The organism is Thermonema lapsum (assembly GCF_011761635.1).
GTDB classification, from domain to species: domain Bacteria; phylum Bacteroidota; class Bacteroidia; order Cytophagales; family Thermonemataceae; genus Thermonema; species Thermonema lapsum.
Window position 1 is genome coordinate 714,918 of the sequence record NZ_JAASRN010000001.1, and the last position, 23,352, is coordinate 738,269.

At 47.8% G+C, this 23,352-nt stretch carries 15 protein-coding genes; 4 read left to right on the plus strand and 11 right to left on the minus strand.

Features of this window, described 5'->3' with window-relative positions; translation table 11 throughout:
• Positions 1 to 45: 45 nt before the first annotated feature.
• Both FHS56_RS03115 and FHS56_RS03120 read right to left on the minus strand, forming a co-directional pair.
• The gene (locus tag FHS56_RS03115; RefSeq protein WP_166918414.1) at positions 46 to 1,743 is read right to left on the minus strand and encodes a GEVED domain-containing protein; all 1,698 of its coding nucleotides are present in this window, start codon (positions 1,741 to 1,743) and stop codon (positions 46 to 48) included.
• Positions 1,744 to 1,911: 168 nt separating this feature from the next.
• Positions 1,912 to 3,408 carry a Do family serine endopeptidase gene (locus FHS56_RS03120; protein ID WP_166918415.1) on the minus strand — a complete coding sequence of 499 codons (1,497 nt, stop codon included), beginning with the start codon at positions 3,406 to 3,408 and terminating at the stop codon, positions 1,912 to 1,914.
• Between the two features lie 274 nt (positions 3,409 to 3,682).
• Between FHS56_RS03120 and FHS56_RS03125 the strand changes: the two genes are divergently transcribed.
• From FHS56_RS03125 to FHS56_RS03140, 4 genes are all read left to right on the plus strand, one after another.
• Positions 3,683 to 5,437, plus strand: coding sequence for an HAL/PAL/TAL family ammonia-lyase (locus FHS56_RS03125; protein WP_166918416.1), 1,755 nt, complete (start codon positions 3,683 to 3,685; stop codon positions 5,435 to 5,437).
• Positions 5,438 to 5,441: 4 nt separating this feature from the next.
• Positions 5,442 to 6,014, plus strand: coding sequence for a hypothetical protein (locus FHS56_RS03130; protein ID WP_166918417.1), 573 nt, complete (start codon positions 5,442 to 5,444; stop codon positions 6,012 to 6,014).
• A gap of 140 nt (positions 6,015 to 6,154) precedes the next feature.
• Positions 6,155 to 10,135 carry a hypothetical protein gene (locus FHS56_RS03135; protein WP_166918418.1) on the plus strand — a complete coding sequence of 1,327 codons (3,981 nt, stop codon included), beginning with the start codon at positions 6,155 to 6,157 and terminating at the stop codon, positions 10,133 to 10,135.
• A gap of 97 nt (positions 10,136 to 10,232) precedes the next feature.
• Entirely contained in the window at positions 10,233 to 10,763 is a 531-nt protein-coding gene (locus tag FHS56_RS03140; protein ID WP_166918419.1) for a hypothetical protein, read from the plus strand.
• 63 nt (positions 10,764 to 10,826) lie between these two features.
• Here FHS56_RS03140 and FHS56_RS03145 read toward each other — a convergent pair whose 3' ends face one another.
• The 9 genes from FHS56_RS03145 to mnmA form a co-directional block, all read right to left on the minus strand.
• The gene (locus tag FHS56_RS03145; protein ID WP_166918420.1) at positions 10,827 to 11,750 is read right to left on the minus strand and encodes a DMT family transporter; all 924 of its coding nucleotides are present in this window, start codon (positions 11,748 to 11,750) and stop codon (positions 10,827 to 10,829) included.
• Between the two features lie 40 nt (positions 11,751 to 11,790).
• Positions 11,791 to 15,081 (minus strand): sensor histidine kinase, encoded by a 3,291-nt coding sequence (locus tag FHS56_RS03150; RefSeq protein ID WP_166918421.1) that lies wholly within the window; start codon positions 15,079 to 15,081, stop codon positions 11,791 to 11,793.
• Positions 15,082 to 15,353: 272 nt separating this feature from the next.
• Entirely contained in the window at positions 15,354 to 17,279 is a 1,926-nt protein-coding gene (locus FHS56_RS03155; protein ID WP_166918422.1) for a M1 family metallopeptidase, read from the minus strand.
• Between the two features lie 173 nt (positions 17,280 to 17,452).
• Positions 17,453 to 18,478 (minus strand): phenylalanine--tRNA ligase subunit alpha, encoded by a 1,026-nt coding sequence (gene pheS, locus FHS56_RS03160; protein ID WP_166918856.1) that lies wholly within the window; start codon positions 18,476 to 18,478, stop codon positions 17,453 to 17,455.
• A 102-nt stretch (positions 18,479 to 18,580) separates the two neighbouring features.
• Entirely contained in the window at positions 18,581 to 19,501 is a 921-nt protein-coding gene (locus tag FHS56_RS03165) for a TraB/GumN family protein (RefSeq protein WP_166918423.1), read from the minus strand.
• Between the two features lie 4 nt (positions 19,502 to 19,505).
• Positions 19,506 to 20,501: a quinone oxidoreductase family protein gene (locus tag FHS56_RS03170; RefSeq protein WP_166918424.1), complete on the minus strand. Its 996-nt coding sequence runs from the start codon at positions 20,499 to 20,501 to the stop codon at positions 19,506 to 19,508.
• A 66-nt stretch (positions 20,502 to 20,567) separates the two neighbouring features.
• Positions 20,568 to 21,224 (minus strand): pseudouridine synthase, encoded by a 657-nt coding sequence (locus FHS56_RS03175; RefSeq protein ID WP_166918425.1) that lies wholly within the window; start codon positions 21,222 to 21,224, stop codon positions 20,568 to 20,570.
• A complete protein-coding gene (locus tag FHS56_RS03180) occupies positions 21,214 to 21,720 on the minus strand; it encodes a DUF2452 domain-containing protein (RefSeq protein WP_166918426.1) in 507 nt (168 codons plus the stop codon). Before FHS56_RS03180 ends, FHS56_RS03175 begins: the two co-directional genes overlap by 11 nt.
• A 449-nt stretch (positions 21,721 to 22,169) precedes the next feature.
• Positions 22,170 to 23,345 (minus strand): tRNA 2-thiouridine(34) synthase MnmA, encoded by a 1,176-nt coding sequence (gene mnmA, locus FHS56_RS03185; protein WP_166918427.1) that lies wholly within the window; start codon positions 23,343 to 23,345, stop codon positions 22,170 to 22,172.
• Between the last annotated feature and the right edge of the window lie 7 nt (positions 23,346 to 23,352).

Below are 23,352 nucleotides of genomic sequence, written 5' to 3' on the forward strand. Positions count from 1 at the left end.
GACAGGACGTTTTTGCTTCACTTGTCTTGTCCTATTATAACGCTATCAGTTTTGCACTGACAAACGCTTGATTGTTTGATTTCCTTGCTCATCAATTACCTGCACCAAATAAATGCCTGCTCTTATTTTCGATAAATCGAAAGTAGTTTCGGTAGTATTCACCACGCGCTCTTCAATCAATTTGCCTTGCATGTCCACAAGACGCACGGTATAAGCTTCGCCGTGGGTACCGCCAGTAAATGAGAGGATTGTAAAATGTGTGGCAGGATTCGGATAAATACTTACTTCCATGCCGGCTGTAGTAGGCGCTGCTACAGCTTCGCGTGCCGCCACTATATTCACCGTATAGTCTTCCACTTCGCCATAAGCAAAGGTCTCACAAGGCGACGGATAGGCATTGTACTTCATAGACACGCGCATGCGGGTAGGACCGCTCAGTGCAGAAGAAGGGACCGTAAAGCTGCCCGATATGCTCGTAGAAGTAGTACGGGCGCGGGAATATACCAATTCGCCTGCGTCGTCAAAGTCGCCATCTCGGTTGAAGTCAATCCACACGCGATAAGCTTCGGAGTACTTAGTACCAGACCATGCCGGTGTGATATAGATAGTGTAGCTCGCGCCTTTAGTTAAATTGGTAGAGAGTGAGGTAAAGTTACCATAGCCACCATTGTTGCCAGAATTGTTGTCGATAGAACCTAAACGCACACGCTGAATCCACTCGGCAGAAGAGTTGTTGCCTCTGGAAGCGCAGTAGGAAGGAGTGGTGGGCGACGTAGAACCACCGCCATTTACAAAGCTTTCGCGCGCACCGCCGGCAGCAAACAAAGCACGCATACGGGCTTTTTGTCCGGCAGAGAACATATTCATGCAAGCGTCATCGACATAGTCCATGTAGTTCATGAACTGGTCGCTGGTCCATCCACCATTGTTTTGACATGACTTCGAAGGATAGGTAGGACAACCGTAGTTGGGAGCACCGGCTACGGGAGTATCCGATACGAAGTCATCCACGCTACAGTTGCCATCGCCCCAGATGTGGCGCAGATTCAGCCAGTGTCCTACTTCATGAGTGGCGGTACGTCCTTTGTTGAAAGGTGCTTGCACGTAGCCAGTACGTCCGAAATACTGCGGGCTGATGACTACGCCATCGGTAGCCGCCGGACCGCCCGGGAACTGTGCATATCCTAAAATACCACCCCCTATGTTGCAAACCCAGATGTTGAGGTATTTGTTGGTAGGCCATGCATCCACTCCACCTTTAGACGAGAACTTCATGTCGTCCTTGGTGCCCCACTGGGTACGGCTCGAATATTTACGGGTAATACCGTTGGTAGGGTTACCGTTGGGGTCGGTCGATGCCAGCACAAATTGAATTTCAACATCGGCGGCATAGGGAGCAAACTCAGCCGGCGTGTTTACTCTGTCGGCATTCAAGCGGCGGAAGTCTTCGTTCAACACGTCGATTTGCGACTGAATTTGTGCGTCGCTGATGTTTTCGTTGGAGTTGCTGTAAATAACATGTACCACTACGGGAATGGTTATGACAGTAGTGGCGGCTGTTGCCTGATTGAAGGAAGCTACATAACGTTGCGTTTGGCGCTCAATTTCAGCCATGCGTTCCGCCATTTCGGGATGCTCTTTGAGCAGGCGTTCATGGACTTGGTCGGTATAGCAGACACGCTGCTGTGCCCAACCCCAAGTGCTTAGAAGCATAAGTAAAGAAAGAGTAAAGAACTTTTTCATAAGACCTCGATTTTAATAAGACATGTAATATTTTGTTAAAAGCAGCTTCAAATATATGGTACAGCAAGCAAACAACCAAATATTTCATCAACTTTTCATTGAAAGCAAAGAAAAAACGGGCTTCCAAGCCCGTTTTTTACAATTTAAGTTTGTATCTACAAGATGATATTACAGACCAAAGGCGTAATAGAACTTAGCCCGAGGCATGTCTTCATAGAAGCCTTCAAGCATTACCCCTCCTTCTTTCTTGGCTAACTTTTCGTTGAGTTCTTTTACAGAATGTACTTCTTCTTTGTCGAGATGTGTAATGACAAAACCTTCCTTCACGCCGGCAGTGCGCAACTTGCCAGCATATAGTTTTTTCACTTTCACGCCACCTTTTACTTTGAACTTATTCGCCTCCTCCTTGCTGAGGTCCACCAATTCGGCACCCAAACGAGCAATTACTTCGGGATTCCCCTCTACTTTGGCAATACGAGCCTCCCCTTCTCTGTTTTTCAAGACAACAGGAATTTCTTTTTCTTTATCGCCACGCAAAACTTTGATATTTACCTTGTCGCCCGGTCGGTGGCGCGCTATCATCTCTTGCAGTTCAGCACTGTTGTTCACACTTTTACCATCTACTGCCACAATCACATCTCCTTTTTTGATGCCTGCCGCTTGCGCAGCGCTCTTCTCTACGAGGCTATCTACATACACCCCGGTGGTGGTCTTCAGTCCTTTCTCTTCTGCCAAGTTGCCATCCACATCACGGATAAGCACCCCCAGATAGCCCCGCTGCACTGAACCATACTTCAAGATGTCTTCTACTACCTTCTCTACAATATTGGAAGGTACGGCAAAACCATAGCCTGCATAGGCTCCTGTGGGGCTGGCAATCGCCGTATTGATGCCTATCAGTTCGCCATTGAGGTTCACCAGTGCGCCCCCACTGTTGCCGGGGTTAATGGCAGCATCGGTTTGAATAAAAGACTCAACGGCATATTGGTCACGCAAGATGCGTATGTTGCGCGCTTTGGCACTTACAATGCCAGCTGTTACCGTAGAGTTTAGATTAAAAGGATTGCCTACTGCCAGCACCCACTCGCCTACTTTCACCACATCGGAGTTACCAAAAGGAATTGTTTTCAACCCTTTGGCGTCAATTTTCAATACTGCCAAGTCAGTCGAGGGGTCAGTGCCCACTACACTTGCCTTGAAGGTGCGGTTATCATGCAAGGTTACCTCTATTTCCTGCGCATCTCGAATAACATGATAGTTGGTTACGATGTAACCATTTTCGGAGATAATCACCCCCGAGCCAGAGCCCATCTGCAACTGAGGCTTACCATCGTCGAAGCGTTCTATACGAAATTCGGGACCAAAAAACTCCCGAAACAGGTCATTGTCAAAAAAAGGTTGCAAAGAACGGTTGGTTACCAACATCGAAGACTTGATATGCACAACGGCATCCATCACTTTTTCGGCAGTGGTTGTAAAATCAATAGGTACGAACTCTCCATTTTCATTCTGAGTGAATAATACTCCTTTGACCGGCATGCTGTTGGCAGACTCTACTTTTACGACCTTCGGCGGCAACCAGTAATAAGCTGCCAATACAGTCAGGGCGCTTGCCAGCAAAGCTGCAATACCACTTACCATCCATGTTTTTTGCACTTTCATCATAGTTCCTCCTTTCAGTTTTTTTAAGTTTCCAATGGATGTTTTACTGCCTAAAAAACGCAGCATTTTTTCCTTTTAGTATGCAACAAAAGGTGCGCCTCAAAGCCATTAGTGGACATTTTGACAGAAAAAAAGACAATATGACTATCCCGATTTTTCAGTGGAAGGTAAATGCTACAGGACATTAGCCTTTTTGTCGTAGCCGTAAAAGAAAGGGCTTACAGTGTAGATTTTCCAAAGAAAAGATTGAACTTTGCGCACAAATCAAAGCATAGGTATGGAAAAAGTTGTCTTAAACGGTCATAGACTCGATATAGAAGCCGTATATAAGGTGGCTCACGGCAAAGCCCGGGTGGAATTATGTCCTACTGCCATGGAAGCAGTCAAGCAAAGCAGCGATTTTGTACAGGCGCAAGTGAAGAAAAAACGGGTAATTTATGGCGTAACCACGGGCTTTGGTGCCAATGCTGCCAAAGTCATCAACGATTATGAACAAGCACAAGCCTTGCAGCGCAACTTATTATTGTCGCATGCTACGGGCATGGGAGCACCTTTCGATGCGCCTACAAGCCGCGCCATCATGCTCATCCGTCTCAATACGCTCATGGCAGGGCATTCGGGCATCCGCCCTGTGGTGCTGGAGCGCTTAGCATTTATGCTGAACGAGGGAGCGTATCCACTCATTCCGTCGCAAGGCTCGGTGGGTGCCAGCGGCGACCTCTGTCCCTTAGCCCATATGGCGTTGCCCTTAATTGGAGAAGGCGAAGTGGTAGATGCCGGACAACGCATGCCTGCAGCTCAATGGCTTGCAAAACACAGCTTGGCTCCTTTGGATTTGTGGCACAAAGAAGGGATTGCCTTGCTCAATGGTACTACCGTTATGAATGCCCTTGGGGCTTTAGCTGTAAAAGAAGCAGAACAATTGTTCCATTTGGCATGTTTAAGCGCTGCCATGGCTTTCGAGGCACTGTGTGCTCGCAGCGAAGCCTTCGATGCTCGCATCCACACCTTGCGCCGTCATGCCGAGCAGCAATATACAGCCGCCTTGATACGCAAAGCCACCGAGGGCAGCCATCTGATGGGGCTACAGCCAAGTGCGCTGTTGAAAGCACTGCCTCCGGAGGTGTGGCTGTCAATACAACAGCTGCCAGAAGTAGCCAGACGTTTGGAACGATTGGCAGAAGGTGAAGTAGAGCCATTTCCTCGGGAAGTGTATCGTTTACTGCCTCTGCGTGAACAACAGCCTTCATGGAAACAGTGGCAAACTATTTTCTCTATCATCGAGAAAAAAATATCGCCGCAAGACGCCTATTCGGTGCGCTGCACGCCGCAGGTATTGGGTGCCAGTCTGCAAGCCATACGGCATGTGCGTGCTATAGTGGAGCAAGAGCTGAATGCTGTCGTGGACAACCCCCTGCTGTTTGTTGAAGCAGGGGTAGCCCTTTCAGGAGGCAACTTTCATGGGCAACCGTTGGCGTTGGCGTTCGATTACTTGAAGATAGCCCTCTGTGAGATAGGCAACCTACTGGAAAGACAAATCAACAAGCTGGTAGATGAACACACCAACGATGGTTTGCCCGCTTTTTTGGTAGAAGACACCTCTGGTTTACATTCTGGGCTTATGATTCCACAATATGCTGCTGCTGCCTTGGTTTCTGAAAACAAAGTATTGGCGCATCCTGCTTCGGTCGATTCCATTCCTACTTGTGCCAATCAAGAAGACCACGTAAGCATGGGCACCATCGCCGGACGCCAAGCGGCAGAAATCTTGCAGAACGTAAAGAAGATTGTATGTATTCACTTGCTGTGCAGCTCGCAAGCCCTTGACCTGCGCCGGAAACAACTCGGCGACTTAGTACCTGTGCAGGTAGGCAAAGGAACCGATGCCTTGCATGGTGCCTTGCGCCGTATAGTGCCTTTCATCCATGAAGACCGCCTACTGCACCGCGACCTGCAACTCATAGAAGCGGCTTACGAGGAACTTGCCGCCCTTGCCTCCTTGTTTTTTGGTGAAATTCAAAACCTTTCATAAAAGTATGCACACCATTTTACCATATGAGGGGTGGCTCAGCTTCTACGACCCATCGGAAGATGAGCGCTCCCCTTTTTATGGAAAACAATACGATTTTTCGCGCTATGAACAAACCATCTACAACTACTACATAGACCCAGCATGGGATTTTTTTGGTTCGGAAACCCTCTATATGAAGCTGCTGTATTGCAATTACCACGAGCAGCTTGCCATCATAGAGCTGATGGGGGAATGGAACGACGCACTTCATAACGACATCATGCATCTAAAGCGCAATATCATCGACCATCTGTTGCGTCAAGGCATTCGTTTCTTCATTCTCATTGGTGAGAATGTGTTGAATTTTCACGGTTCCGACGACGCCTATTATGAGGAATGGTTCGAAGATTTAGAGGAGGGTTGGGTATGTGCCCTTAACTTCCGCCTCCATGTATATCAGGAGTGGGAAAAGTACGGCATCGACTATTACATTCATTATGGGCAAAGTCTGACACTCGCACAGTGGCGTACTTTGGAACCACTGCAGCTGTTCGAAGTAGTAAAAGAAATCCTCAGCCGGCGCATTGCCCTCCAATGAAACCCTTGTTTCGATGCAATATCCCTCAAAGCAAGCCGGATTGCTGCTTATCCACTGCTTGGTAATATTCATTTTTCTTACTTATCTTACTTGGTTGTTGACCTCAGCCAACACAACGCATCCATAAGCACAATCAGGCTATGCAGAAAAACCGAGAGGACAGACAGGCACTTTATAAACGCCAACAAAAGGCAGCACGCCGTTTGGTGCGCGCAAGCCAGTTCCTTTTCATTGGCATAGCCTCTTTCACCACTCTCTATTGGCTTTTTATTCCGGCTCTAAAAAAGGGAATCAAAGAATGGGTGTATTACCAAAGTCAAGGGGTGTATAGCTTAGACATAGACGAGCTCTTTATAGACTGGCGTGATGGTAGTCTGCTGTTGAAAAACATAAGCTTCCAAACCGACAAGCAACGCCTTCAGCAAGCAAGGGAAACGAAGTACACGCTGCCCGTAATCCAAAGCCACTTGGCATTGCTTCGCATAGAAGATATTGACTGGTGGAAGTATTGGCGAAATGACAGTCTTTTCATACGAAAAATAAGTATTCAAGGTGGCAATATCTATTGGCAGCAACAAGGCAGTCGTTCCTCAACAGAACGCAAGCTAAATTATTACCGTATCAGCCGTGCGCTCTTTGAAAGTATCAATGCCGTTACTCCTTCTCTGCACCTGAAAGAAGTGTCTATAAACGACTTATCCTTGCAATTAAAGATATTGTACGCCTCCGGCACACATACCCACCGGCTGGGCAAGCTTGCAAGCAGGATTTTCGATATCGTTGTTGAACGAAGTGCCCTTTATTCAACCCAACGCCCTTTTTTTGCGCATTACGCCACTTTTCAATTGCAAGATTATCAAGGCAGTTTTTCTGGAGACAGCCTGTACATCAAGGCGCTGCACTTCGACACCCGCACCCCCAATGTAGATGTGTGGTCGCCCTCATTCGGCTGGAAGCAAGGCAATTTCCAAGTAAAAGAGCTGCATATCAAGGGAATCCACTGGACTGCGCTTTTCTTTGAGCGCCGTTTGCATTTGCATGCCGTCTTGCTTCAAGCGCCGCAACTACATCTGACACGCCTGCCCGCAAGCAAACACTCTTTTCTGTCGCAAAAAGCACGATGGCAACGCCACCTGCCTGCCCTGAGCAAACAATGGTTCGACGAAGTGCGCATCGACAGCCTGTGGCTATCAGGTGGAAGCGTACACTTGCCTGAAAGCCAGCTCAAGGGCATCGATATGCAGCTTTACGGCTTCTCGCCTACCCATCACAAGCACTTTCTTTTCTGCCAAAACATAGAACTTTCCATCCAAAAAACGAGCTTCGAGAAGGGAACTATACAAGCTTCGGATATACGGCTGCACACACGCCGCCGCTTGTTGTCTATAAAGCAGCTGGTAAGAAATGCCCCAAGGCAAAAAATAAAAATAGATGGCTTACACCTTAGCCCTGATTTTCAACACTACTGGAACAGCGACGAGCTATCGGTAGATTTTGTCAAAATAGAGCAGTCTAACATTGAAACTCAAAGTAGTCAAGAAAAAAAAGATTTCTTATGGAAACAGTGGCTTCGTCGCTTGCGCGTCCGTCATGGTATTGTTGAAAAAGGGAACTTGCAGCTTCATCTTCCTACTCGGAAAGCGCAGCTAAATCTACAAGACTATCATCTACGCCTGCGTCAACTACAACTGCCGGGCACAGACAGCTTGGCAGTATGGCAACAACTGGGTCAGTGTATAGAAGATTTCCGTGCCGAGCGGCTAAGCTACCAAAGCGACAGCCTGCAATGGGGCATGGCAGACCTCCGCCTGCTGTCCGATAGTATGGGCATAGGAGCACGAAAATTGTACTTTGCAAGCCCTATGGTGGCGGGCTACCTGCCAATGCTTTATGTACCCAGCTGGCAGTGGACTTCGCTATGGAGAGAGCGGCGCCTACAAGCCGACACCTTACGCCTAAGCGGTCTGGAGTTGTATTTGTCGCCAACGGCAGCTGTCAGCCCCTCCGATAGCAGCGCGCGCTCATTGGCACCTGCCCAAAAGCTTGCCCGATGGTTGCATCAAAACCAATGGAAGCTTTCTATACACCATGTAGATGTTTCAGTACCTACACTCTACTGGCTTCCCTCTTCTTCATTATCGGTAGAAGGTGAAATCCAATCGCTTTCACTTCGTGCCGACGGTCTATATATCCAAGACTCGGTGGATGTGTGGTCGAACAGTTTTTTGGCAAAACAATTTCGTTTGAAGAGTAAAGCCTGTCGGCTACGCCTTCAAGGCAACCTAAGTGTACAGTTTGATTCCCTCAACCTCGACAAGCAAAGGGCGCAGATGCATTTGTACCAACTTCGTTGGAAAAACGGTACGGAGCAATCTCTTCGCATAGCACAAGGGCGCTTGCATGGCATCGATTGGGACACGCTTTGGCAAAAAGGTAGGCTCCATGCCCACAGCCTTGCTTTCATCCGTCCACAGCTGCGCCTGACCAGCAAACAGCAAGGCGCTTCTACTGCGTCTCTCATACTGCCTGCACGCCTGCATCTCGACAGCCTGTTAATATCGGATGCGGACATATGGTGGCAACAAAACGAACAGCAAACACAATATCGTGTGCAACATGCCAACCTGCTTGCAGGTCCGCTGGATGGGCAATATCCTCTGCTCGACTCACTCGCCTTTCTGCGTTGCACCGCACGGGCTTTCTTTCGTCTTAGCCCCCACGATACCCTTAGCTTCGCCCACATGCAGTGGGATGCCAAAGGCAACGGCTTGCGCCTGCGCGACGTACAATGGCGTGCCTTGCATGCGCGGGCTTATGTGCCTTATTTGTATGTCCGCAAAATTGACCTTCCCAAACTTGTTAGAGGCGACAGCCTGATATTGGGGCGTATGCAGGCAGGCAATGTATTTGTAAGCATAGAAAAAGACCGTTGGGCAGAGCCTCTCATGCCCCAATACAAGGCACAGACTTTTCCTCTTGCCTATCTGAGCATAGACTCACTCCAAGTGGACAACAGCCATTTGTTGTTTCATGTAGCAAAGGCAGACGGCATTACCAAACATCAGCTGCAAGGCATCGACCTTTACATAGAGCGTTTTGTACATCGTAATGGTCAAATAGAAGCAGACAGCGACTTTTGGCTTAGCATAAAGCAGTATTATTTGGAGTTCCCGGAGCCGCTTTACCACCTGCGCCTGCACGATGCCAAGCTCCAGAGACGCCTGCCGGCTGTCGAGGTGGGCAGTGTGGAGCTCTTTTCGTCTGTAAACACAGATGGGCTATGGAAGCAACGTCTTTATGCCAAAACCATCTTGCAGGCAAAGTTACAAGACCTGCGACTGCCTCATGTTCCATGGGATGCCTTGCTTCGGGGAGAAGAGTTGTACATTCCCCGTTTGCAAGTAGCAAGCTGGCAGTTGAATGCCATCGATGACCTACGTTTGGCTAAAAACCCCTTGCGCCGCCCGCCCATGCCTCATGAACTACTGCAAAGAACAGCAGGCATGTGGCTTATAGATACAGTCGTTTTTGAAGGTGGGCAAATCACTTACGAGCAAAAGCAATGGAACAATACAGGCAGTGGCAAGCTATTTTTTGATGAAGTGCACTTGCAGCTCTATCACTTAGGCAATCTTCGCGACTCGCTGCCATTGCGTATCGAAATGGTTTCGCTTTTTATGAAGCAAGGCATATTGGCATTGAACATGGATATCGACCGTCATAGCCCTGTGCTACATGCAACTTATGCGGGTACCTTGGGGCGTATGTCGGCTGTTTATTTGAATCGTATGTTGGAACCCACCACACAAGTAAGCTTGCAAACGGGCACCATCAAAAAAATCACCTTTAAAGGCACGATGCATGACCATGCACATCGCGGCAGTATGCTGGCAATATACCGCAACTTTAAAGTCAGTGTGCTGGATGCACAAGCCAAACGCAAGCGCCGCATCGTTTCGAAGTTAGTCAATATGCTCATTCGCAATACAAACAAGCACAGAACTGGTGCTATTCATTACAACCGCCTGCCTTCGGATGGATTTTTGCGTATTCTGTGGCAAGGATTAGCCTCGGGCTTACGCGACACCCTGCTTCCCGAAATCATGAAAGAACGCGAGTAGATGGCTGCTATCTTCCTTCTACAAGCTTGCAAAAACCGCTGGTCATCTATCACAAGCCTTATTTTTGAAGCATCGCCAACCAAACGTTAAGTAAGCTATGCAAAACGCACAAAGACTTTCAATTATCCTTCTATTGTGCTGTCTCAGCCATGCTGCTTTTAGCCAAGGCTATCTCTACATAGGCACTCAGCGCTATCCGTCCATCTATGTAGGGCTCTTTAGATTTCCGGGCGATGTTTTCTTCAGAAGGAATTTCTCCGCCCCTGCCCTTAGTGTAGAAGTAGCGAAGCGAAATGGTGGAGGCTGGCTGGTAATCTCAACCTATTGTCAATATTGCGATTGTGGTTTTTTTAGTAGGCATTTCGCTGGCGATGTGTATTTATACCTGAGCGATGGTTCTGTGATTAAATGCTATGACAGAGGCTTGCGCGATTGCTTAAACGATGACATAATAGGTATTTACATGCTTTCAGCCGCAGAGGTAATGCGTTTAAAACAGCATAGCATCGAGAGCATTCGCTTCACTATAGGACCCCCAAAAAATGTCATAGGAGGCAGAAGAGAGTCATTTATTGCTACGAGCAGTGAAGACACCCGCCAACCTATAAGGCAACTTTTTGGCAACTAAGAGGCTATTAAAAATTAAGGACTGCGGGGCATTTCCTCCTTTCAAGGCTGTTACGCATTCAATTCACCTTATAACTTGTTGTTTCTTTCTGCTCCTGCTGTTTTGTATGTTCACTAAAAAAACACCGGTAAAAATCAGGGCAGTAGCCATAAGCGTATAGACAGTCAGAGAGGTTTTGCCCTGCCATAAATCTATAGTGGCTGCCACCAGTGGTTGAAAATAGATGTAAAAGCCTACTACGGAAGCATGCGTGTATTGCAATGCCCACGCATTGAGCGAGTAGGCAGTGAGGGTTGTTGCCAGCAGCACATAGGCAATGGCAACCAGCACAAACCAGGGCAGCTGTTGCCAAGAAACAGAAGCTAGCCCGATATAACCAAAAGGTAAGACCCCCAAAATACCCAGTGTAAACACATAGAACATCACTACCAAAGGGTGATAGCGGCGCATGAGTGGTTTCACCAGTACCAAATAGGCGCTGTAAGACAGGGCATTGCCCAGTACCATCAGGTCGCCCCATACATTTGCCGGGCGTAACATCCACTGTCCCTGTGTGAGGAGCACATATCCCCCCAACGCTCCCAAAAGAATTCCTATCATACGTTGTGTGGTGGCTTGTTCCATGCCCATCAACAAAGACAAGAGCAGCACAAAAATGGGCGTCATGGTCATAATTACCGAGGCATTGGTTGCGGAGGTGCGCGCCAAACCCTCAAAGAAAAGCAACTGATTGACCACCACGCCCAATAGCGCACACCACAACAAGCGCCCGCGGTGTTCAGGGGCTATGTACAAAGGGGTTCCCCGCAACAAGTGCCACAAGCCCAAAAGGAACGACACTGCTACCACTCGCAACAAAATTACGGCTGAAGGATTCAGATAATGCGGAATGATAAGTTTGGCAATGTTATAGTTGAAGCCGTAGATGAGTGCAACCAAGAACAGTGCCGCATGCACAAGCCATCCGGCAGGCTTTCTTTCTGACACTAGCTTTTAATTTGATTCGAAGTTGCAAATATAACGATTTCTAATGCATCGCCTGTTCTCCTTCTGTCGATTGGGAGTAGTTATCTTGGCGGTCGTTGCTGCTGTTCCTGAAAGGTAAGGTAAAATAAAAAGTAGTACCCACCTCTACTTCACTCTCTACCCATATTGCACCACCATTGCGCTCTACAAACTCTTTTACAAGAATAAGCCCCAAGCCGGTACCCGTTTCGTTGGCAGTGCCTTTGGTGCTCACTCGCTTATCTACTTTAAACAAACGCTCCTGTATTTCCTTAGGCATGCCCACTCCTGTATCGCGCACGTACACGATAGCTTTTTGACCATCCACAAACGCCCCTACACTTACTTTTCCTCCCTCAGCAGTAAATTTGATAGCATTAGATAGCAAGTTACGAATAATCGTATGAAGAGAAGGCTGGTCGGCATAGACTACTATGTCGGAAGGCACTTCATCGAGCAACTCTATCCCTTTGTTGGCAGCTGTCATTTGCAACAGCTGCAAATTTTCTTTCACTACATTTTTCAAAGGAAACTCCTCGAAGTTATATTCAATAACCCCCATTTGGGAGCGAGACCAAGAGAGCACATTCTCTAATAGCTGATACAGGTTTTTCACTGAGCGGTTCAGACTACTGCTCATAAACTGAATATCTTCTTTGCTCATTTCGTCCAGATGATTGGACATGATGTCGAGGAAGGCAGTCAAAGAATTGAGGGGACCTTTGATGTCATGTGCCAAGATGGAAAAGAAGCGGTCTTTGGTGGCATTGAGCTGTTCGAGATGGTGAGCCTGTGCTTCGAGTTCTTTTTTCTTCTCTTCCAGTTCTTTGTTTTTTTCTTCCAAATCCCTTTTCGCCTCTTTTATCATCACCTCCAGGCGCTGCTTTTGTAGTCGTATGCGCTCTGAACGCCACCACATGATGACAAAGACCAAGGCAGCCAATACCAAGGCTATAAGCACAAAAAACCAAGTAGAACTATAAAACGGAGGGCGTATAGTGAAAGAATAACGCAGTGGTTTTTCTAACAGGAAATCGCCGTCGGAAGTACGAACATTGAGCCAGAAAGTATAATTACCCGGTGCCAAGCCTGCATAGGTAATCTCACGCCGCTTACTCCACGGTACCCACTGCTTGTCCAAGCCTTCCATCCACCAGCTGAATTCCAGCTTATGAGCAAGCGCATAATCCAAAGCTTCAAAGACAAAAGTCAAGTTGTTTTGGTCATGCGGCAGTTTGAGGTTTAGGGGTATCCTCACCACCGGGTCTATGGTTTCGTAATATGCTTTCCATTCTTCGGAGGTCCAATCTATAGGTTGCAAGAAGAGGTAAATTTTAGAAATGCCCACAAATGCCGCTTTGGGTTGACGGAAAGGCTGGGGGTAGTCAAAGCGGTGCAATCCTTGAATGGTTCCCATCCAGAGGCGCCCGCGACTGTCGTGATAAATGGCGGCTGCATTGTTTTCCCTTGCCACAAAGCCTTCTTCCGCTTCAAAGGTGCGGCGCTTCATTATTTCGCCCCTGTTGTTGATGAGCCAACAGTTGGCACCTGTTTGTGTTCCTATCCACAGCTTATCGTCAACGGCAAGAATAGAGTACACAATATGACTGTTCAGACCTTGCTCTCCCCCATAGAACTTGAATTGCTTACCATCGAAGCGGAGCACCCCGCCCAAACAGGCAAACCACACGTTCCCCCAAGGGTCTTCAGTTGCTTGCAGTACATAATCGTTGGGTAAGCGAACCGTTTCGCGTGTGTAATGCTTCCACTGCCCACCGGGCAACAACACAGAAATGCCATAGGTAGTACACACCCACAGGCGCTCTTGGCTGTCTCTAAAAACATAGCGGACAAAGTTGCTTGGCAACCCGGCACTGCGGGCATCATAGTGCCGCACGGTGTCAGGGGTCTTTTTGTAAAGCCCGTCTCCTAAGGTAGCTATCCAGAAGGTGGCAGTACTCGGCTCATAAAGGATATGAGCTATCTGCTTTGCCCCTTCCAAACCGTACTTTTCACCAACATTTGCAAAGTAGTTTTTGGAGATGCTGTATTCCCACAGTCCATAGAAGGTCCCCAACAAAAGGGTATCATCAGACAGCGGCACGATGGCAGTAATCCTGCCCAGAAAAGGTAATTCCTGCCGACTTTCCACCTGCCGCATATACTCCTTTTCTTCATCGTATCGATACAAGCCAAGGCGCCCTGCCGTACCAACCCATATATTGTTGAATTTATCTTCGGCAATAGCCCATACTTCATTACTCTGTAACCCCTCTGCTTCCCCGTATTGTATAAAAGAATCGGCTTGATAAAAAAGTAATTTGTTGTTGGTAGCAATCCAGAAATCACCGCGACTGTCTTGATAAAAAAAATCAACACTACTTGCTGGCAAGCCATGGGCTGCATCCCAACGATGCAGCACGTTTCCCTTTTGCGTACACAACAAGGTACCATTGCGCAATACCCACCAATAGTTGCCTTTGTTATCCCGGAAAGTTCTAATGGCAGTAGCTACCTTTTGGCTTTCGGGCAACAGCTCCATGGTACCATTGGGGTAGGCACGGTAAATGGCAAAAGAGTCGGCGGCTATTTCCATCGACAAAAGCAGCATGCCGGAAGGTTCTGCCCACAGCAACCGCTTGATGGCTGGATAAGCAACGCCCTCTTTTTTGGGCTTGGGCGCAAGCCATACAGTATCTACTGCCTCCGCTTTCGATTTAAGATAAAACAAGCCGTGCACATTGCTTATCCACATGTGCCCGTTAGGGTCCATCATTAGGTCTGGCAAGTAGCCCGAAGCCGAAAGCAAGGGCAAGGGCAACTTCTTTTCCTGAAAGCGCCCGTTTTCATAGTGCACCAACTTCACTTCGCCATACTCGGTGTGCACCCAAGCCCACCAGTCTTTGCCCGTTTTTCCTTTCCATACTTTAAAAGCCACGCCGTCGGGGAAGCCTTCTTTTTGCGAAAAAGAAGTAAAAGTATGCCCGTCGAAGCGAGACACTCCACGCTCTGTAATGCACCAAAGATAGCCGTCGGAGGTGAGCAGCAAGCAATGTACATTGTTATTGACCAAGCCTTTGCGCTCATCCCATACTTCAAAGTTATACCCATTCCAACGGGCAATCCCGCCTAAGGTAGCAATCCACAAGCGCCCATGACGGTCTTCCAAGATATCTTCTATTTGTGACTGAGGCAAGCCTTCTTCTACCCCGTAGCTGCGAAAAGCATAATGCTGTGCCTGGAGAAAAAATGGATGGAATACCATCAGCCAGACGAAAAAGCGAGTAAGGCAGAGAGGCACGACCTTATTCATAAAATGTCTATTTGCAGTCATTCCCTTCATTTTCTTCAATAAGCAAAGCGTAAAAGTCAGATAGGTAGCAGCAGGCAAGTGTTATTTACAATATAGCTTTTTCAAAACATAAAAACAAAAAAATCAATCGAGTGTGCAGCTTCTCTCTCTCTCAAGAGACAAAACAAAACACTTAGCAGGTTTACAAGCAAACACCTTGCCATAGAAAAACAAAAGGCAACGAATACGATTCGATGCCTTTTGAGAGAATTGAAAAAAGTAGCAGCTACCTTTTAAGGATTCCAAACGTTGTTAGCATAATTCACGTCCATCATCAACTTGTCGGGGTCTAGTGTGATGGAGGTAATACGAGAGGTAGTAGGCAACCGCAGTTCCTTACTGTTGCCTTTCATCCATATTTCTACTGGGAACTGCAAACGATGCACTTTGCCGTTCTGTTCTTTTACCTCCATGATTACGGGCATCAACAGCTCGCCTTTGTTTTCGATATTCACAATAGCCCCCTTGGCAGGGTCATTCTCTACATATTTCACTTGACGCACTGCTTGGTCCAGAGCCCAGGTTTCGTAGAACCATCCGCGCCAGAACCAGTCCAGGTCTTCGCCAGCTACATTTTCTATGGTATTGAAGAAGTCCAGAGGCGTGGGGTGCTTGAATGCCCAAGCATTGATATAAGAGCGGAAAGCGCGGTCGAAGCGCTCGGGTCCCAAAATCACTTCTCGCAACAAGAACAAGCCATAACCGGGTTTAAAGTAGGCTGTAATTCCCAGGTTATTGTCTTGTACTATGTCGGGATAGGTAGCGATGGGCTCTCTGTTGGGCGAAAGAAAAATATAAGCAGCGTAGCGGTTGGCATATTGCAGGTAGTCTGCCTCCTTATATTCCCCGTTGTTAAATGCTAAAGTGCTGTAGTGATTGATGAAGGTATTAAATCCTTCATCCATCCAAGGATACAAACGCTCGTTATTGCCTACAATCATGGGGAACCAGTTATGACCAAATTCATGGTCGGTAACCCCCCACAGCTCGTCGCCTTTATCGGACCACTTGCAGAAACTAACGCCGGGATATTCCATTCCTGCCACAATGCCGGCTACATTGACAGCCGTAGGGTAAGGATATTCATACCACATTTTAGAGTAATGCTCAATGGCGGCTTTGGTATACTCGGTAGAGCGTTTCCATCCTTCTATGCTTTCTTCTGGATAGCAAGAAATCGCCAGTGCTTGTTTGCCGCTTGGCAGGTTGATGCGAGCAGCGTCCACAATAAACGCCTGAGAGGCACCAAAAGCCACATCCCGAGCATTTTTCATCACATAGTGCCACGTTACTTTTCCACTACGGGCACGTTCCAGCATTTTGATTTTCTTCTCTACCTCTTTGGCAGAGATGATGCTTACGGTCTTATCGCTGTTTTTGGCTTTTTCCCAAGCTGCCAGCTCTTCGGCAGAATATACATCTTTGGGGTTCTGCAGCTCGCCCGAGCCAATGACCACCACGCCTGTCGGGGCGGTTATTTTATAATCGAAGTCTCCATACTCGAGGTAAAACTCACCAGCTCCCAAGTAAGGGTTCACATTCCAGCCGCTGATGTCGTCATAAACACACATGCGTGGATACCACTGTGCGATTTCATACACCCAGCCGTGTTTAAACTGCTTGCGTCCCATGCGGTCGGCACCGTATTCGGGTATGTCGAAAGCATATGCTATGGTAATGGTGGTTTTGCCTCCTTTGGGCTTCAAGGGTGCTTCTAAGTCAATGCGCATGCGGGTATCGGACACGATATATTTTGCTTCCTTTCCATTGACTTTGACTGACTTCAATTCATAGCCGTTGGTGATACTGCCCACATGACGACCGCCATCCACAGGCATGGTTGCTGTGCCTCTGGAATCTGCTTTGAATTTGTTTTGGTCCAGTTGAAGCCACACGAAAGGCAGCTCATCAGGGCTGTTGTTGGTGTAGTCTATGGTTACAGTACCTTCTAAACGGTGCTTGTCGGTGAGCAGTTCTGCTTCGATGCGATAGTCGGCACGGTTTTGCCAGTACTCTGGTCCCGGAAAGCCGGAAGCCGAACGGTAAGGGGTTGCCCGGAAGTCAAACAGCTTATCAAATTTAGGCTGTTGGTTCTTGATTTGCGCCCAAGATGCCCAATGCAAGAGCAAGAGCATGAGCAATGTGGTGATTTTTCTCATGAGATACCTTGTTTTGTTTCTTTTAACTCAAAAATCACAAAAATATTACTATGGTGGAACAAAAAAGCATTGTCTGTCGCCCAAAACAGCGGGTAGGGGATAGTCCCCCACGTACTTCTTCAAAGAAAAAGCAAAAAAGTCTCTTCACTTTTTCTTCCCTCTATAAAAGGGTTTTAAAACAAGCCTTCGAACTGCTCAAGGAAACGCCAGTCATTTTCGGTGAACAGTCGTAAGTCTTTTATTTGGTATTTGAGCATGGTGATGCGTTCCAAGCCCATACCAAAAGCAAAGCCGGTATATTCTTCGGGGTCTATACCACAGTTTTCCAGCACATTGGGGTGAATCATGCCGGCACCGCCTATTTCTACCCAGCCGCTGTATTTACATATGTTGCACCCTTTACCTTTGCATATGTTACAAGAGATGTCCAGCTCGGCACTTGGTTCGGTGAAGGGGAAGTAAGAGGGTCGCAGGCGTATTTGTGTTTCTTTGCCAAACAGCTCCTTGGCAAAATGATAGAGCGTTTGCTTTAAGTCTGCAAAGCTCACTGCCTTGTCTATAAAAAAGCCCTCTATTTGATGAAAAATACAGTGTGCTCGAGCCGAGATGGCTTCATTGCGATACACCCTACCCACAGAGAACATACGCATGGGAGGGCGGTTGTTTTTCATCACACGAATTTGCACCGAAGAGGTGTGCGTACGCAGCAAGATGTCGGGGTTACGCTCAATGAAGAAAGTATCTTGCATTTCACGGGCGGGGTGGTCTGGCGGGAAGTTCAGTCCGGTGAAGTTGTGGAAGTCGTCTTCTATTTCGGGACCATCTGCCTGACAGAATCCCATACGCTCAAGCACCTGCACTATCTGCCGCCGCACGATGCTGAGGGGATGGACTCCGCCCATAGGTTCGGTCAGCGGGGGCAAGGTAAGGTCTATGGGGGGCTCTACCGCCTCGGGCAGTTGTTCGAGACGCTCTTTGTGGCTACGCCACTTTTCTTCTGCCAACTGTTTGAGTGCATTCACTGCCGCGCCGTAGTTTCTACGCTCTTCGGGTGCTATGTCTTTGATTTTACTCATGAGCTCAGGAATAGCCCCCTTCTTACTGAGATATTGCTGGCGGAACTGCTCCAAAGTAGCTTCATTGGTAATTTCAAAGGCTTCTACTTCTTTCTTCAAGGCTTCTATATTCTCGTATGCTATGGTTTCCATCTTGCTTTTGGGGTTGTATGATTCGTCTTTTATGAAAGAGCAAATATAGACATAATCACAGCGCAAGGAAAGCAGCAAAGCCATTTTGGCTTGCTATTTCAGGACAAGCGGCAGTGGTTCTAATTGGTATCCCAAGCGCTTCAGCTGTGCCAGCAAGCCTTCTTCACCAACCAAGTGCCCCGCTCCCACCACAAAGAAAGCAGGAGCTTTTTGCATAATAACTTCCATTTTAGGTACCCACCGATGGTTGCGCTCCACTATGAGCAAGCGGTATTGTTTTTCATCAAAGTTATCGCGTAGGGCTTTTTCCAAGCGCCGTAGGTCCTGTTGTTTATATGCCTCAATTAAAAGACGTGTATCTTGCTTATCTTTCCTTTGGCGTTTACCACTTTTCACGTAATCTGCCAAGGTGGTAGCTTGCTCTTGCAGCGACATGCTGCCAGTGAGCGCTTGCATCTGCTCTCTGACGGTTTCGAGTGCCCGCACTTCTTTGCCTGCCTCACGAGCTCTCTCTTGCAAGTACACATCCATGAAGTTGTTCACATTCAGGCTCAAAACAGAGGAATCGCCTCGTGGTTCCATGAGTTCGGCTTCGTCTATGGTAGTCAGCAGAAAGTAAATAAAGATGGGACGCATACGCCCAAAGAAAGCAATGCCCATGCCCATTTTTTTCTGCATATAAGCATCCACGCGTTGATAGTCCTTTTCAGGCAAAAGGTCTTGCAAGGTGGTGTCCCCAGGCATGAGCATCTCAGCAAAAAGCTCAAACATGGCTGTGGGTTTCATTTCCAATTCCCCCACAAACACGCGGCTGTTGTCGAAAGCCTGTTTAACAGCAGGCTGCTCCAAAAGATGACTGCCATCGTATATGTGCAAGGAACCCAACAGATAAGAGGGCTGTTTGAGTCTCTTTCCCGTGATTTTCCAAAATACTTGTGCCGAGGCAGTGTAGCAATTGCTCCAAATGAGCAAAAGCAACCAAAGGAAGCGAAAATTTTGAAGCGTCTGTATCATATGTTTATGGCTTTAAAACAATTTTCCCGAATATTTTTCCGTCGCGCATATCATTGAAAGCAGCAATGCCTTCGGCAAGCGGGCGCACAGAATCGATAATAGGGCGCAACTTGTGCGCTTCTACGAAACGTAACATCTCCTCAAACTCTTGGTCGTTGCCCATGGTAGTCCCTTTAATGGTATATTGCCCAAAGAAAATGCGGGGCATGTCCAGCTTAGAAGGGCTCCCCAAAGTGGCACCATAAAAGACTAAGGTAGCTGCGGGTTTCATGGTTTTGAGCAATAAATTAAAACCATCGCCTCCAGCACTGTCAATAATCACATCGAAGCCTCCCGTCTCTTTCAGTAGTTCTTTATGCCATCCGTCCTGCTTGTAGTTTACACCTCCGGCAACTCCCAACTCTTTCATTTTCTGAATTTTAGCATCACTACTCGAAGTTACATAGACTTCTGCGCCCAAAGCAAGCGCAAATTGACAAGCCAATTGTGCCACTCCACCACCAATACCCGTTACCAGCACGCGCTGCCCTTTTTGAATACCGCCTTTACGACGCACTGCCCTGTAGGCTGTCAAGCCGGCTAAGGGCAAGGCAGCCGCTTCTTCATAGCTCAAGTGTGCGGGCTTGACATGCAAACGGTCAATAGGCACACACACATATTCTGCCAGAGTGCCATCGGTAGGCATGCCCAGGATAGTGTATCGCTCTGATTGATATTCGGGATTTTCGCCCCAGTTTTGATTAGGGTTGATGACCACCTCCTTACCCAACCATTCTTCGTGGTGCGCATCCCCTACGGCTTCCACCACCCCACAGGCATCAGAGCCCAATATGCAGTCATAGGTCATGCCCGGATAAAGCGCCACGCGTATCCATTGGTCGCGATGGTTGAGTGCAGCAGCCACCACCTTCACCAAAGCTTCACCGGCTTTGGGCGTAGGTTTGGGACGTTCGGTAAAAATAATGTCTTTCTTCTCGGCAGATAAAAAAATAGCCTTCATGTTGGATTGAATTTGTTTTTCTGAAAATTAAGCAAAATATAAACGTCTATCATGAAAGAGATAAAGCTAAGAGCGGAAACCTTGGTTTGTTGTTTTATGCTTGCCGGGCAAAGGTACACTCACCGCCCGGTATATCTCCTGCCTGCTTAACAGGCGCAGCTCGCCGGCTTCCTTTATTTGCAGGCGGGACAAAGACAAGTTGCCGACGGCTGCCCGCACCAAACGAAGCGTAGGATAACCTACTGCGGCAGTCATACGGCGCACTTGACGGTTTTTGCCTTCATGCAAGCCTATAGACAACCACGAAGTAGGCACCGACTTGCGAAAGCGTATGGGAGGCACCCGCTCGGGCAAATCAGGTGCTTCTATGCGGCTTACACGCGCCGGCAGTGTTTTATAGTTTTTCCCTTTTAAACGTATGATTACCCCTTGTCTCAATTGCTCGATGGCTTGGGCTGTTACCTCTCCTTCTACTTGCACCCAATACTTCTTTTCTACCTTGAATTGCGGTGCAAGCAAGCAGCTTTTCAAAAAATTGTCATTGGTAAGTAACAACAGCCCTTCGCTGTCTTTGTCTAAACGTCCGACGGGGTAAACATCCGGCGGGAAGTCATACAGAGACGCCAAGGTGAGGTCTCCCTCCTGCTCGGCTGTGAATTGACTAAGTACCCCGTATGGCTTGTACACCACAAAATAATAGAACTGCCCCCGGCTATGCTTCATCTGCTTCGATGTCTTTCATCACCTCTTCGAAATCATCCGTTGCCTTCAGGATTTCCCAAGTATGGTCTGAAAGCAAGCGTGCAGTAGCGCAATAGGCTTGGTAAGGGATGCTTTTGCCCCACTCTTCGGGCGCTACCAACGACAGGACGTATTGGTCAGCGCTGCGGCGATAGAGATGATATTCTTTGCCCACGACCGGCTCAAAGCCCATCTCTGCCGTATAAATCAACTCCGATATGCGTTTGCGCACTTGCAAAGCTTTGGCTTGGCGCAACAGTACTTCTACCTGCTCGTAGATTTGCTGCATTTGGCGCTCGGTTTGGTCATACATAGCCGCCAAGGCGCGCCCTTTCAGCTTTCCTTTGTCTTCGGGCTTGATGACCACCCCGCCCCGTGTATGGGCATAAGGCAGCGTGCCCGGTCTGTCTGTAACATGGTCGGGATTGATAGGATTGACAAACGCCTCTCCTTCGGCTTTTTTCTTTTGCTTTGCCATGAAAACCACTTCTTTATTCAACATTCAAAACATCCGTAAAGATACAATGGTTTAGCCACAAAGACAGGGAAATACGGGTATTTGCCTGCTGTAAGCTTGTAAAAGCCTTCACTTAGGTTTAATCTGAGTGAATGTAGCACTGATAATCAAAGTATTCAATTCTTCACGCTATCAAAAGGAGCTTGCTGTGTAGGGCGCTTGCTGGCAGCAAATAAATAAGGCGACCACTGCAAAGCGGAAAAGTTTTTGCAAAAGGCAAAAAGCTCGCGAAGCAATTCAATGAGAGAGAAATTCATGAGCTGCAACGGAAAATAGAAAAGGGCTACACACCAGCTGGCACCTGTTGAGTGCCTCTCAAAACTAAAAGCAAAGACGGATTTACTGCCGCTCCCTCCTGAATGAATGGGAAACGGCAGTATGCTAAAAAGCCAAGGTCATTCAGGCATATCTTAGGCATGGATTACTCCAGAGCCCAGCAGCTCGTTGCCTTCGTACCAAGCCACAAACTGCCCCGGTGTGATGCCACGCACCGGCTTATGAAATGTAACATACAAGCCTGCTTCATGCATATGTAATTCTGCCGGCATCAAGGGTTGGCGATAGCGAATGCGTGCCATATAGCTTCGCGACTCACCCGGTTGCATGCGCAGGTCTTCACGCACCCAGTGTAGCTCATCGGCACGGACAAATAAGCCTTTACGGTACAAACCCGGATGGTCATCGCCCTGCCCTACATATACGATATTCTTTTCTGTATCAACAGAAAGTACAAACAAAGGCTTTTCTTTGCCCCCAATGCCTAAGCCTTTGCGTTGCCCTACGGTGAAGTAATGGGCACCTATGTGTTCGCCTACCGGCTCGCCCATCTCTTCAGAAAAGACATAAGAAGCACAAAGGGCATCGAGTGCAGTTGCCTGTTCGTTTGAGGCAAATGCAGGGGCATCAGCCGGAATCTCTATTACCTTGCCTTTTTTAGGTTGAAGTTTTTGCTGCAGGAACTCGGGCAGTTTTATTTTTCCGACAAAACACAAACCTTGCGAGTCCTTTTTGTTAGCAGTTACCAAGCCTTCGCGCTCAGCAATGGCACGCACCTCTTTTTTGTGCAAATGCCCAATGGGAAACAATGCCTTGCTCAATTGCTCCTGATTGAGCTGACACAAAAAATAACTTTGGTCTTTGTTGGGGTCAGCACCTGCCAGCAAACGATAAACAGTCTTGCCGTCTTTTTCGATACTGTCTTTTTGGCAATAGTGCCCCGTAGCTACAAAATCGGCACCAAGGCGCATAGCCGCCTGCAGAAAAACATCGAATTTAATCTCTCGATTACACAAAACATCGGGATTGGGCGTGCGTCCCCGCTCATATTCGGCAAACATGTAGTCCACGATGCGCCTTTTATACTCGGCACTCAGGTCTATCACATGAAAAGGAATACCCAAGGCTTCGGCAACCAAGAGGGCATCATTACTGTCTTCTATCCAAGGGCACTCATCATGCAGCGTTACGCTTTCGTCGTGCCAGTTACGCATGAACATACCTATAACCTCGTGTCCTTGTTGGGTAAGCAAATAGGCAGCCACGCTGGAGTCCACTCCCCCCGACATGCCCACTACGATTCTTGCCATAATTTTT